The sequence below is a fragment of the Microbispora sp. H13382 genome (assembly GCF_014161445.1).
Classification (GTDB): Bacteria; Actinomycetota; Actinomycetes; order Streptosporangiales; family Streptosporangiaceae; genus Microbispora.
On record NZ_JABBXA010000011.1, the window covers coordinates 112533 to 125743 of the forward strand.

At 65.0% G+C, this 13211-nt stretch carries 11 protein-coding genes; 6 read left to right on the forward strand and 5 right to left on the reverse strand.

Annotated features, from left to right (window positions below; genetic code table 11):
* Positions 1-48: 48 nt before the first annotated feature.
* Complete coding sequence (locus HHX41_RS22430) at positions 49-873, reverse strand: hypothetical protein (protein WP_182907595.1); 825 nt, start codon at positions 871-873, stop codon at positions 49-51.
* 635 nt (positions 874-1508) lie between these two features.
* Between HHX41_RS22430 and HHX41_RS22435 the strand changes: the two genes are divergently transcribed.
* Positions 1509-1733: a hypothetical protein gene (locus tag HHX41_RS22435; RefSeq protein ID WP_182907596.1), complete on the forward strand. Its 225-nt coding sequence runs from the start codon at positions 1509-1511 to the stop codon at positions 1731-1733.
* Between the two features lie 36 nt (positions 1734-1769).
* Here HHX41_RS22435 and HHX41_RS22440 read toward each other — a convergent pair whose 3' ends face one another.
* Both HHX41_RS22440 and HHX41_RS22445 read right to left on the reverse strand, forming a co-directional pair.
* Positions 1770-1973: a DUF397 domain-containing protein gene (locus tag HHX41_RS22440; RefSeq protein WP_182907597.1), complete on the reverse strand. Its 204-nt coding sequence runs from the start codon at positions 1971-1973 to the stop codon at positions 1770-1772.
* Complete coding sequence (locus HHX41_RS22445; RefSeq protein WP_182907598.1) at positions 1964-2791, reverse strand: helix-turn-helix transcriptional regulator; 828 nt, start codon at positions 2789-2791, stop codon at positions 1964-1966. The genes HHX41_RS22440 and HHX41_RS22445 overlap by 10 nt, the downstream gene beginning before the upstream one ends.
* 567 nt (positions 2792-3358) lie before the next feature.
* On the opposite strand from HHX41_RS22445, the gene HHX41_RS22450 reads away from it, so the two are divergent.
* The 5 genes from HHX41_RS22450 to HHX41_RS22470 all read left to right on the forward strand — a co-directional run bounded on the left by HHX41_RS22450 (position 3359) and on the right by HHX41_RS22470 (position 8155).
* Positions 3359-3868, forward strand: coding sequence for an ATP-binding protein (locus tag HHX41_RS22450; RefSeq protein ID WP_182907599.1), 510 nt, complete (start codon positions 3359-3361; stop codon positions 3866-3868).
* 426 nt (positions 3869-4294) lie between these two features.
* Positions 4295-5140 carry a hypothetical protein gene (locus HHX41_RS22455; protein WP_220504335.1) on the forward strand — a complete coding sequence of 282 codons (846 nt, stop codon included), beginning with the start codon at positions 4295-4297 and terminating at the stop codon, positions 5138-5140.
* On the forward strand, positions 5140-6027 hold the full coding sequence (locus HHX41_RS22460; RefSeq protein WP_182907601.1) for a TRM11 family methyltransferase: 888 nt from the start codon (positions 5140-5142) through the stop codon (positions 6025-6027). Before HHX41_RS22455 ends, HHX41_RS22460 begins: the two co-directional genes overlap by 1 nt.
* Before the next feature lie 244 nt (positions 6028-6271).
* Positions 6272-6499, forward strand: a complete 228-nt coding sequence (locus HHX41_RS22465) for a helix-turn-helix domain-containing protein (protein WP_182907602.1) — start codon at positions 6272-6274, stop codon at positions 6497-6499.
* A 6-nt stretch (positions 6500-6505) separates the two neighbouring features.
* Positions 6506-8155 carry a site-specific integrase gene (locus tag HHX41_RS22470; RefSeq protein WP_182907603.1) on the forward strand — a complete coding sequence of 550 codons (1650 nt, stop codon included), beginning with the start codon at positions 6506-6508 and terminating at the stop codon, positions 8153-8155.
* A gap of 67 nt (positions 8156-8222) precedes the next feature.
* Here the strand turns inward: HHX41_RS22470 and HHX41_RS22475 are convergent, their stop codons facing one another.
* Together HHX41_RS22475 and HHX41_RS22480 are read right to left on the reverse strand one after the other, a co-directional pair.
* A complete protein-coding gene (locus tag HHX41_RS22475) occupies positions 8223-9293 on the reverse strand; it encodes a hypothetical protein (protein ID WP_182907604.1) in 1071 nt (356 codons plus the stop codon).
* Between the two features lie 480 nt (positions 9294-9773).
* Positions 9774-12887, reverse strand: a complete 3114-nt coding sequence (locus tag HHX41_RS22480) for a HEAT repeat domain-containing protein (RefSeq protein ID WP_182907605.1) — start codon at positions 12885-12887, stop codon at positions 9774-9776.
* Between the last annotated feature and the right edge of the window lie 324 nt (positions 12888-13211).

Below are 13211 nucleotides of genomic sequence, written 5' to 3' on the forward strand. Positions count from 1 at the left end.
AAAGACTTGGCTTCCTGCCCCGGTTGGGACATGGCCGCCGGAAATCGATCAGAGCGAGGGCAGGGACAGTTCCCCGTCGATGAGCGCCTTGGCCAGGCGGGCCTCGGCCCGCTGGCGGCGCTTGAGTACCGCGCAGTAGAGCAGGCCGCGGTGGCGGCAGTAGACCGACAGCGGAAGGTTCTCCAGCCGGGTCAGCCCGATCAGCTCGGCTGCTTCCGCCGTGATGATGCGCTGGCGGACCGCCTCCGCCAGGAGCAGGTCAGGGTGGCCGGCGGGGTAGACGAGGCTCTCGTCGCGGGTCGGGTCGGGATCGGTCAGCAGCTCGGGTGGCTTGACGGCGTAGGCGCGGAGGACGGCGAACCGGGTGAGACGGAACAGCCGCAGCAGCGGGTGCGTCCAGGCCAGGTTCACCCGGTTCAGGGCGTCCAGGTAGCAGGCGAGCACTTCGGCTTCCAGGTCTTCCCGGTCTGCGGTGACGGTCTCGGACAGCGTCCTGACCAGGCGGCGCAGCATCGGCAGAGCGAGTGCGACGGCGGCGACGGTCCACGCGCCGTGCTGGGTGCGGGACTGGGCGATGAGGTGCCGCCAGACTTCATCGCGCGTCTTCCGCCCGCAGGACGGGTGCAGAAGGATCGCCCGCAGCTCGTCCAGCGGGATCGTCCGCCGCAGAAGGCCGGCGCAGAACCTGGTGCCGTCGACCGACAGCGGCTCCGGGCCCTGCATGAGTAGACGGAAGGCGTTCTCCGCGACGTCCAGCGGGAGACGGGAGGTGGCGGCAGCGCGCGGTGTGGTTTCGAAGAGGTGTCGCTCGCCCCCGGAGACCTGCAGGTCGTCGCAGGCGGTATCGGTGGTGATGGTGTCGGTGGATGTCATTGCGGCCCCCGAATATCGATCGGTTCGGACACCGCTGATCTGCCACCGGCCCTGGTCAAGAACGGGACAAGACCAGTACGGACACCGGACAGCGCAATGATCACCAAAAGGATTCGTCAACGCCCGGAACCTGCTCTGATCTGCTGAAAGAGCGCTCAGAAGCCCCGGCGTAATTTGTAGAGGGCTCCCCAAAGGTGTGCCGGAACTGTCTGACCTGCGGCGATGACGCCAGTAGATCGGGCTCGGTCAAGTTCTCGTCATCACTGGCCGGAGAAAGGCTGCCCGGGTCTTCTTGACCACTTGTGCGTCCTGAGGAACGTTGACTTCATGAGGGCCCGCAGAGAATTTCAGGCGTGAGGTGGCTCCTGGCCCCGGAGAAGAAACGCTGCTATGCGGTGGGTCTGTGCGGCGCAGAGCATCTCGAAAGTCGTCGTCGCAGGCTCCCCTGTGCTGCGCGCCGAGCACGTCGATGCGCTTCTAGGCACATCAACCGTCATGGAGTGGAAGTGGCCGAAAAGAGTCAACAAGACCTGTTTGCCGACTTTATCCGGGCGCTGACTATCGCCACCAATCGGGGTTAACGTTCGACCGCTGAGATCACGAACGAAATCGCGCTTGCGAACCAGGTGGGTGGGGTGAAGCTCACGTTCACGGCTTCGGCACCACTGGAGGAGCTGCTACGGCACGTCAACGACACGCTGCGGACGCTCAACCAGTTGCATGCCCGGGAGAACGGCGTACATCTGGCGGTGGCGTTGCTGCTCGTCGACTCGCTTGCCGATGCAACTGGCAAGACTCCTTCGGAAGTGGTCCAGAGGCTGGCTCTCGCTATTGAAGGGCTCTTCCCTGAAGAGGCATAGCATGGCGGTCGTACCTGGTGTAGGAAAAAGGGTTCGTTAACCCTGATCGAACTCTCCGTCTTTGACGCCGCTGATGAAGGCGTCCCATTCTTCGGGAGTAAAGAGCAGTTTAGGGCCATTGGGGTTCTTGCTGTCGCGGACCGCGATCACACCAGGTAGATTGGCGGCGACTTCCACGCACTGCCCGCCGTTCCCGGAAGAGCGCGACGACTTCCGCCATACGGCGGCGCTCAGGTCCATTCCTGCTTCACTTCCTCGATCATTCTGAGTGACTCGTGCTCAGGATAGGCCCACAGCCGTATCGCTTCATACCGGTTTCGGATGGAGGTCACGAGGTTCGGATCGGATGAGACATGCCCCTCTGCTGGGGAGTCCGCGTGGACTGTCTCTGGCTCCCCGTTCGGTAGCTCTGCGATCATGAAGGCGCCCGCCAGACCTGGAAGGCACCGGGGGTCGACGACCTGAATGGAAATGGCGGGGTGGGTGGCGATCTCAAGGAGGTAGCCGAGTTGGTCGCGCATCACCTCGCGGCTGCCTACATGACGCCGCAGCACGCCGGCGTCGAAGAGGACCAAGATCATGGGTGGGTCATCTCTGTCGATGATCTGCCGGCGCTGCATACGGGCATGAACGCGTGCTTCAACCTCGTCATCGGTGATCCGGGGCTCCTGGCGGAACAGCTCTCGCGCGTAGGGCTCCGTCTGCAGCAGGCCTGGGACGAGAAGGGGATCCCAGGATCGAAGCACCACTGCTGAAGGCTCGATCTCTTCTACCCAGCCCAGGAACCAGCCGGGTCCTCCCGGGCGCGAGGCGATCCGACGGTACAAGCCGACAAAGTATTGCCTATCGCTCAGCCCAAAGATTTGGTCCAGCTTCTCCGCATCCGACTTGGACGGCGTTCGCTTCGCCATCTCCAGGCGGCTCACCTGGGTTTGCGTGCAGCCCAGACGTGACGCCACTGCAGCTTGTGACAGTTGGGCCGCCTCTCGTAGACGCCGCATCTCGGCGCCGAAACGTGCCCGTGGACCCGTGGAGTCGGGGGTCGGCTCGTGGGTCATTTCATCCCTCCAAAGAGCGGTGGAGCCGCCCCACAATGTAGCGGTCATACCGCTAACCAAACCAGCCTAGACCGCTGATTGTCATCATCTGGTTTTCACTGGTATGCAAATCCGGCTTCGAATTACCTCTAGGTACGGGCACTCTAGGCGTACGCCGATCCTGCGTGCGGGGCTGGTGGCAACCGCATATTCGGGAGACGGGCTGCTGATCACGATGTGGCCTGGTGAGCGGGTGGTTTGACGTCTCTCGTCTTGAGCCGCGATGGCATTGGAGAGGTCCGATATGAAAAGCGACGAGCGGGAGCAGCAATTCGTTCACCTGGTTCGCCTGGCATGGGACTTGCGGAATATCGGGATCGCCACCTCCGTGATGATGGCCCCCGGCGAGCCTCCAATGCTGGACATCGCGCAGGGCACTAGGCGACCTGTTCGTATTCGGGTGAGTCGTCGCGCACATGGCTGGGTATTCACCTGGAGGCCCTCGTGGTCGCGATTCTGGCGGCGCGATGGATGGGTGTGGGCACTCGATGCGAATGCGGCTGAGAGAATCCGGTCGGCGGTGATCGCGTGATTGGGCGTCAGGAACTCCACGAGGCCCGTTTTCGTGATCACACCGCGATCGGGAGGGAACTGCGCCTGTTGGGGTGGCGGCAGTTGCCCGGCCAGGCAGCGTCCGTCGGTGAGGCCCGCGCTTGGGCGAGGCGTCTCCTGGCCGGAGAAGTGGCAGAGGAACTTGCCGACGATGCCGTGCTGTTACTCAGCGAGCTGGTTACCAACTCCATCGTCCATTCGGACTCGGGGCGTAACCCGGATGGCCTCGTCACTGTGGTCCTGGCCACCGGCGGCGGCGTCACCCACTGCGAGGTGATCGATGACGGCTCCGCGACGAGCGTCCCCGTTGTTCGGGATCTGTCGGAGGAGGATGCCGGTGGCCGGGGCCTGTGGATGGTGAGCGCGATGGCAGACGCCTGGGGGTTCCACCATGACGACGAGGTTGGGAACGCGGTCTGGTTCCGGATCGGCGCTCGTCTGGCGACGGCGCATGCCGTCTCATGCTTGGAGGCTACTACCGGCTGACGAAAGCACGGTGGTCATGGTTGGGAGGGTCCGCTGGCGTTCCTCCTGATCAATATCGGCGGACTGCCACTGATCCGGCAGACGCCTTATGAGATGACCCGGTGAAGCTCCGTGCCGTCCTGTGCACCCCCAGCTACGGCGGCGCGGTCGCGGTCTCTGCCTTCCCCCATAGCAGGGCCGCCATATGGCCTGCTCGCACGCGGTCTGACGCGCGGCAGGCCCAGCGCGACGGTACGGGCAAGCCCCCGTATTACCCGTACCGTCGCGCCCTTCTCAGCCCCGGCCTCGCTTCCGATGTCCTGACGCCGTCGGCGAGGCGTCGCCCCGTAGGCACCTACGCCTGGAGCTGTCCGATCGCAGCTCTGGCGGCAGGTATTTGGTTGAGTGACAGGGATCAGGTGGCCTGGGTGACCGGGCCACACCATCGTGACAACAGCACCGCACTCCAGTACGAAATCGTCCGGTAGCTCCTCGGAGCACTTCTCGCTGGTACGGCATCTGCCGCTCAGCGTCTGGCTGACCGCTTCGGAGGGGCAGTCGCCCGCCGCATGCGCCAGCGGCTGCTGCATGCCGGTCACCGGGCGGCTGGCCCGTCAGCTCATCACGACCTGCAGTCGAGCCGACGGCTTGGTCGTCGACGTTCACCCCGCCGATCACGCGTTGGTGGCCAACGCGGTGGCCCTCGGCCGCCGAGTCTCGACCGTGGTCATCGACCCCGCGGTGGCGGGTGTCATCTGGACGAGGGTGACCTCTGGCCGTGATGAGGCCGACCTGCGCAGAGTGGAGGTGCGCGTCGCCCGAGCGGAGGCCACCTATCTGGCGCTGGCCCATCGGCGCGGTGAAGCATCCCTCGTCGTCATCCGGCGGACCTGCGATGCGGAGCCGGACATGACCTCGATCGACGGGTCTCCCCGTGAGAGCTCGCTAGGCGAGCCCGCTGCTCTGCTCGCCCCCGGCGGGCACCTGGTGGTTGTCACCGGTCTGCACCTGATCGAGGGGCGCCCGTACGACCCGGTGCCCGGCCTTATCCGTGAGGCGCAGCGGGCTGGGCTGGTCTACCTGCAGCACATCGTCGCGGTACACGGTCCGGTCCGGCGGCGCCAGATCGTCTTGTCCCTGCTCCCGGCGAACATCGCCGCCAGGAAAGCGCAGGCTGTCTCGCCGCACGTGCCTACAGCGCTGCGGGCGCACGCGGATGTGCTGATCTTCAGTAAACCCCTCACATCGCCGGTCTTCGTCGGCGCCTGCCCGCGCGGAGAGGAGGAGGCGTGATGGGTGAGCCGGGCGGGTCGGTGTGGGTGACGGGGCAGCAGCCTTCGCGGACGCAGCGGCGGGGCCGCTATCTGCCCGAGTCGATGAAGCATCCGGGCAAAATGCTGCCCGCCATCGCCGCGCAGGTGATCGCCACCTACACCGCGCCGGGTGAGCTGGTGGTCGATCCGATGTGCGGGATCGGCACCACTTTGGTGGAGGCGATCCACCAGGGCCGGCACGCGGCCGGTATCGAGTACGAGGGGCAGTGGGCCAAGCTCGCCGCCGAGAACGTCGCCCATGCCCGATGGAACGGCGCACCTGGGACGGCTCAGGTCGTGATCGGCGACTCCCGGAATGCCTCCCGCCTGCTGCCTGGGTTGGCGGGGATGGCGGCGCTGATGCTCACCTCCCCGCCGTACGGGTCCTACACGCACGGGCACATTCGTTCCACCCGGGATACCGGGCAGCCGGGGATCCGCAAGTGGAACCACCACTACTCCCGCGACCGGGCCAACCTCGCCCACCAGAGCCTGCCGGTCTTGCTGGAGGGCTTCGCCCAGATCCTGGCCGCCACCACGCCCCTTCTCCGGCCGGGTGGGGTGGTCGCGATCACGGTGCGGCCGTACCGGGTCCGTGGCGAACTGGTCGACCTGCCCGGCCAGGTCCGCAACGTGGCCGAGCAGGCGGGGCTGGTCTTCACCGATCGGATCGTGTGCCTGCTGTGCGGTATCGACGACGGTCGTGTGATCAATCGGGCGTCGTTTTTCCAGCTTCACGAGGCGCGTAAGGCATGGGAGCGCGGGGTGCCGATCCACGCGCTCGCACACGAGGACCTGCTGATCTTCCACAAACCGCTCAACGACCCGGCCGAGGCCGGGCGGTCCAACGATCGGGGGCGCCGGTGAGAACGGGACCGGTTCGGCGGCGACGCGGGGTTTGTGACCAGCGGATATTGCTTGACACCCGGCATAGAGGTGGGCGTCGATACCGGCGGCCATGGCCGATCGGTCACCCCGTGGCCCACGACGTCCGCGTACAGCGGCGACGGGGCAGGGGGCGCCCGGTTGGCCGGGCCATGGCAACGACACCACACCACGTCGCTTCGGCGGCCTGCCCGCGCCCCTGCGGGGGCAGGCGTTGACATCCCCGATGCGGGCAACCGACCTGGGGGACCTCCCGGCGGTGATCGATGTGGTCACCGCGGGGCGGCTGCTCGGATTCGGCCGGACCAAGGCCTACCAGTTGGCCAAGAACGGCGAGTTCCCCTGCCGGGTGCTGCGCATCGGACGCAGCTACCTGGTGCCGACGCGGGAGGTGTGGGCGTTGCTCGGCTACCACCACGACGGCACACGCCGTCCCGACACCGAGGAAGGGTGAACAAGGGTGGCGAATGGCACCACCTACAAAACCTGCGGCTGCCGCGACGCGGCCACGGGCAAGCAACTCGGGAAGAAATGCCCGAAGCTGCGCCGCTCCGGCGGGGGCGAGCGGTGGAGTTCCACCCACGGCACGTGGGCCTACCAGCTCGAGCTGCCCCCACACGCCGACGGCCGACGCCGTAGCCCGCTGCGGCGTCAGGGGTTCGCGACCCTGGAGGACGCCGAGGCCGAACTCGACCACGCCCGCGGGCTGCTCGCCCTGGATACCGACCCGCACACCCGGCGGAAGATCTGCGAGCTGATGCTGTCGGTCCTGAAGGACACCCGGGCGCTGCCGTCGATCGAGGAGGTGAGACGCAAGGTCCGCACCCACCAGGACCTCGACCGGACGGTCACGGTCGCCGAGTGGATGGGCGAGTTCCTCAAGCGGAAGAAGAAGATCGACCCGACCACCCGGCGATCGTACGAGACGCACATCCGGCTCTACGTCATCCCCTACCTCGGCGACATCCGCCTGGACCGGCTGCGGGTCTGCGACATCAGCGGCATGTTCGACGCGATCGAGGAGTTCAACGACGTCATCACCAGCGCCTATGCGAGCGGGAACCCGCAGGAGCGGGCGAAGGTGAAGTACCGGCGGCCGGTCGGACCCGCCACGATGCACCGCATCCGCGCCACCCTCCGCCACGCACTGAATGTGGCGATCAAACAGGACCGGCTGATCGACTTCAATCCCGCCGCCGTGGTCGAACTCCCCGCGGCCGCCCGCCCGAAGGGGCTGGTGTGGACCGAGGAACGCGTCGCCCGCTGGCGGGCCGACCACGCCGCCAACCGGGCCGCAGAAGACGAGCGCCGCGCCGGACGCAGCGTGGACGTGATCCAGGTCTACCTCGGCACGGCCCGGCCCTCACCGGTCATGGTGTGGACACCGGAACAGACCTCGGCGTTCCTGGCCTACGCGCGACGCCACCGCCTGTACGCGCTGTACCGGCTGATCGCGTTGCGCGGGCTACGCCGGGGCGAGGCCGTCGGGCTGCGCTGGCCCGAGGTGAGCTTCACCTCCGGGACGATCGCGGTGAACTGGCAGATCACCCAGCTCGGCTGGACCCCGGTCCAAGGCAAACCGAAGACCGACGCCAGCGACCGCGTCATCGCCCTCGACGCCGAAACACTTGAGATCCTGAAAGAGCATCGCAGGCGACAGGCGAAAGAACGCCTCAAAGCGGGCGAGGACTGGACCGACAGCGGATTCGTCTTCACCGACGAGTACGGCAGGCCGCTGCACCCGCAGCACGTCACCGACCAGTTCTACTGGATGTGCTACGAGGCAGACCTGCCGCCGCTCCGGCTGCACGACCTCCGCCACGGCGCCGCCTCCCTGATGCTCGCCGCCGGCGTCGAGCTGAAAGTAGTCCAGGAGACCCTCGGCCACGTCTCCTCCACCTTCACCCGCGACACCTACACCAGCGTCTATCCCGAAGTCGCACGCGCGGCGGCCGAATCCACGGCCGCTCTGCTGGCTGCCCCCAGCTCGACGGCGCCGTCTCCGGCTGGGCCGAGCAGTCACCAAAGCGACAAGAGTGAGGCCTCCCGGTCCCGACGAAAAACCCCTACAGGGTCCCGTGCGCGGTTGGCCATCGTGCCCGACGTCTGATCAGCCCTTCAGACAAGAGGTAGACGCAGGCCCGCTGGAATTATCAGCGGGCCTGACGCTTGGCAGATTAGTAACCGCCATTCATGTTGATTGATTCATCGAGCTGGCGAGGAGCGGTGGGGGCGGGCGGAGATGGTGGGTAACCGTAAATACGCTCCAGTTCCCGTCGCCGGCTACGTTCTCCTTTAAATAGTGGCGGGAACTCTTCAGCCAGGTCGCCGTTGTATCTCAGGTAGCGCAGATCGATACGGCTTCCGCTTCCGTCCCTGCTTACGAGGCGGACCCACGTGCAATGATCCGCGTAGACATCGGCCAGAGAGGTCTGATCGTGGACCAGGTCGATCTGAACATCGAGCCCAAACGTTCGGTCGAGGATCAGATCCAGCACCGCGTTTGGCGGTCGGCTATTTTGCCATTCGAATTGAATATAATATTCGCTATCGGTAGCGCCATAAAAATTGAACCACATGTCGTGGGCCATGAATGGGCTGCAGAGCCCTGGCAACCTGCGCAAAAGATCGGATGCTAGACGGCTGGCCTGGTAGTGCTCTCCGCCGATGGCGTAGCGGCCTGGCCAGGACGTGTTGATGAAGTAGAGCTCGGCGGGGTGCCAAGCGTTCGGGTGGGAGTCCCATGGGAAAGCGAGATCAGAGTCGAAGCCATCTGTGGCGATCTTGATTGCTTTGTGCCAGAGGCTTTCGTTCTCCAGCGGGATGCTGACACGTGCTGGCTCGCCAGGGCGGTACAGCACCACGTGCCCGTTCTCGTAGGAGAACCTCAATCCTGCAATTCCTTGGATCTCGATGTCATCGTTGGCTGAAGGCCCTGATGTGTGAAGCTTCGGGATGAGTTCTCGGATGAGGTCGGGTAGGTACTGTACTGGGATTCCTACGATGAGGTCCTCGGGTGAGGGGTCGACCCAGGCGATGCCGTAGGCCAGGACGAAGGGAGACCAGAAAACTGGACTCCACTCCCCGATGCGTTCCAGGATTAGCGCTTCGAGCGCGGCTTGCGCGGTCGTAGCGACGGGAATCGGGCCACATCCCTTTCTCTGATCCCGCCGCAAGGACTTGAGCGCATGCTGGTGAGCCTGGCCCGTGTAGAGAGCCCTCTTCCGCGCGTTCTCATTCGTGCCCATGACAACTCCGATGGCACGCCGCCCGGCTCAGCGTAGATCGAAGTGACAGTCGCACGTGCCTTGGCGAGTTGACGTGCTCGAGTGGAAGAGCCTAAGCCCCTGCAACCCTGCTGGTGATCTAACTGCCGGGTCGATCACCGGGAACGGCGCCCACAACGCCGGGAGTCTCTCTCCTGGCAAGAGTTTGCACTCGACACGCGGGCGGTGCAAGCGAAACCCGCCGGTTCGCTATGGCCGACGCTAATAGCGGGTCAAGGTCGTTCATTAAATGGGGTTCTGGCGCAGTTTGTGCATCTGGTGTCAATCGTGGTGCTGACTCTTTGATCACGACTGCCGTTCGGTTCGATCGATCTTTAGGGAACGGTTCACTGCTCTGCCTCGTCAGTTACCTCAGCGAACCCACCCCACTTCTTGCTTCCCCGTGGCCTAACGCAGGGATGGCTCCTCAGGTGGCGGGGCGGTGGGCTGGTCTAACAGCGCTTATCGCTCGTTACCAGCATCATGATCGTGGACAGCCAGCGCCCGGCGTGCCAGCCGACGGACCGAATATCGTCGGTCCTTTACCAGAGAGTGAAGAAGCTCAGGCGCGGGTGCATCTGCTTCTCCTAGGGTGTCTGCCAGGGTTCGGCGCACGATCGCGGCCTTGTCATGGGCGAGGCGTTGACCGATTTGCTCATCACGTTGTTCAGGAAGTTTCGCCCACCGATATGCTGCCAACGCGCGGACCGCTGGATTCGGATGTCCGATGAGCAGGGCCGGAGAGGTTAGGGCGGAGTTGGCGGGGAGCCAGCAAAGCGCCCTCGCGACGGCTTGGACGGTCGGGTCGTCAGCGGAGCTCATGAGGCTGATTCCTATCGCGTCAACCTGCGGAGCCTGGTCTATGCGGCAAGTGATGCTCGCCAGCTGTAGTCCGCAGGCAGCGAGATTGGTCTTGCCGAGATCGATGCGGAACAGACTGAGGGGGTGGGTGGGAGTAAACGGGCCGTCGTAGGCGGTAGAGTTTTCCTCTCCTTTCGCGAACCGTATGGCCATCTCAAAAAGGCGGTCGCGGGTCGGGGATGACAGGGAGCCCGCCAGGGCCGCGAGAGCCACCATTGCCTCACGCCGGTTGCGGGCCACCTCCTGGCGGTCCTGCGCTCGCCTGACCAATGCTGCAGTGACCTCTTCCCGGTCCTTTTCGGGTAGCGCTGTGACCAGGCACGCTTGCAAGCCGAGACCGCTCGCGTAGGCGATGCAGCCCGGGAGGGTTGCGTACGGCGTCAGTAGGCTGTCGCGGGCTTGGAGCGCCACAGTGATATCGGGAAGTTCGATGTCCATGCGCACGAGTAGCCGTGCTGCCGTCGCACTATCGCGGGCCAATGTCTGTAGTTCGGCGGCGAAGAGATCCGCATGTTCGGTGATGGCGACGCCAGCGAGAGTCGCCACCTGCTGAGAAATGGATGCGTCGAGCCCGATCATGTGGACGAGTTGGCCGGCGGCTCGTTTGGCCAGATCCTCATCGCCGTACAGGATCCCGGCCAGCGCCTTCACATGCGCCTCATCGCAAAAGCGGTAGGTGCCGCTCTTGCGTTCGACCAGGGGGTCAAGGGTATCCAGCAGACGGGAGGCCTGGGCAGCGGTGCCTCTCTCGATGAGCGAGGCGAGGAGCTTGAGAGCGGCCATGCCTGCCGAAGGTCCCATTTGGCTCTGCCGGATACGCCCTGAGCAATAACGTTCCCACTCGTCCAGGGCGATGGCGAGGAGGCTCGTGACCTGCTCGTCGGGAACCAGATCACCTTGCAACGCCATACCGGTGAAGCCGGCGGCTCGCTGATCAGGTACGAGGCTGGTGAGGTAAGGAGTGAGGTCGAGGTAGTCATCCTCCATGCCGCCGGCAAGCTTCTTGATCGCTTCGGTCTGGCCAGATCGGGCGTACAGCGAGGCGGCCCGCGCGTGTTCGCCGGTTTCGGCGTAGATCTCGGCGAGCAGATCGAGGGCGAATTGCTCACTGGCGAAGTGGGCAGAAGTGACCGCGGAGCGCAGGGCCCGGCGGGCGGCATGGGCCGCGCGCGCATACTTCTGGCGCCTCAACGCGGTTGCCGCATCCTCGATGTGGTTCCTGCGTTGGGCGAGCAAAGCGGTTCCACCGCTGGCCCGCATAGCCTGCGCCAGCGGATGTGTCTCCGTCCATTCCTCATCCGGCCCGTAGATGGACATGCACGTGCGAACGGCGTACAGCCATTCGGCGGTATCGTCTCCGAGCCCGGCAAGGGTGCCAGCGTTGATGGCGTCCCACCACATCTGGACCGCCGCATCCGCCGCCCCAGTGAGCATCAGATGGCGGGCGTACCTGGCCAGAATCAGCGCGGCCTCCGGCGGCGGCAGGCGTCTGCGCTGGGCGGATACGACGATGTCCTGCCAGCTCTCGGTTACTTCCGCGATGACCAGGTTGATTCTGGTTCGGAGCAGGCCGGTTGCTCGGTCGGCGGCTGCGGAGAAGGCGGGCAACCGCGTGAGGATCAGATCCGGCTGCTCGCTGGCGATCGCGGCCTCACCCAGCGCCAGAGCGTACTTGGACAGGTGATCGTCTTTCAGTTCGGCTAGGGCGTCGACCGCCGCCGCGAGTGCGGTCAGATTATCCAGGGCATGCCATGCTGCGGAATGGACGGCCAAGGCGGCGGCGGCCCGCTCTTTCGCGGGCGAGCCCAGGCGTGCCGTGTGCGCGAGTTGGCTGAGGCGATGGTAGACGCCCGTATCCTCATCAGGTCCCTCAGTGTGCGCGTATTGTTCGATGATGTCGGCGTAGAGAATCGCTGCACTGTCGCAATCTCCGCTGGCTTCCAGCGCAGCGCCAGCGCGAGTGAGCATGAGCAGAGCGTGGCCCCGATAGCCTGCCTCCCGTAGCGACATCGCGATTTCATGGAATAGCTCAGCAGCATGGAGCGGCTTGTCAGCTTCGTCGGCCGTCGCCTGGTAGAGCTTCTCGGCCAGACCCGGGATCGCCTCGACCGGCCCACGCGCCAGTGCATCCGCGCGGATGGTGCTGTCGATCGTGTCAGGGAATTGGCCGAACAGAAGCGCACGCGAAAGACCGAGGTAGCGGTGGGCGATCCAGCGCAGATCGGGATCGCTGAGCCGTTCGGCGATGGCGTAACCGTCGAGGATCTCTAGATCCAGGTCATACTCCCGTTGCGCCCACGCTTGAAGGTCATGCCGGGTTGCTGTGTTGACATCGTGGGCGGTGAAGGCGTACACGCTGTCGACCTGACGGCCCGTCATCACGGTGGCAACATCAGACTTGATCTTTCCTGGCAGGTCCTTACGCTGAAGGGTGCACGCAAAAACGATCATCTTGCCGCTATCATTGGAGATCTGCGCTCCTGGTAACCGGTCCCGGATGAAACTCCGGAAGCTCTCGAAGTCCCGTCCCTGATCACCGCCGGAGGACACCGGCCCGGTGGCGGGAACGAGGTTCCGGGTGATCCTCGCACGTGCGAATTCGCGGCAGATGTCCTCGAATGTGTGATGCCCATTGCGGCCCGACAACCGTAGCAGCGCCTCATGCACTGCTTCTGCGATGACATCAGGCGTTTCGCTAAGCCAAGGTTGCGACACGGGCAACAAGCGTAGCCAGACGGTCCGACACTCTCGCAAGGTCGCGTGACCGTTCCTGTGCGAATGATATTGCCGGCCATTTTTGGGGGGGTGGTGGTGTGGTGCAGGATGAGCCATTGGCGGTGAGCAGGGACGAATCCGCGTTCGCCCGGGAAACGCAGTGATCGAAACAGAGGGTGGTAGACGCGACGTCAATACCGGGCGGGCGTCTATCGGCGGACTGCTTGAGCGGGGTGTCCACCCCGTGACTGGCTTCCCTCGGCAGCAAACGCCTTGCCGACTTCACCGCCAACCCCTGCGTCACCTCTCCACTGATCCACGCCC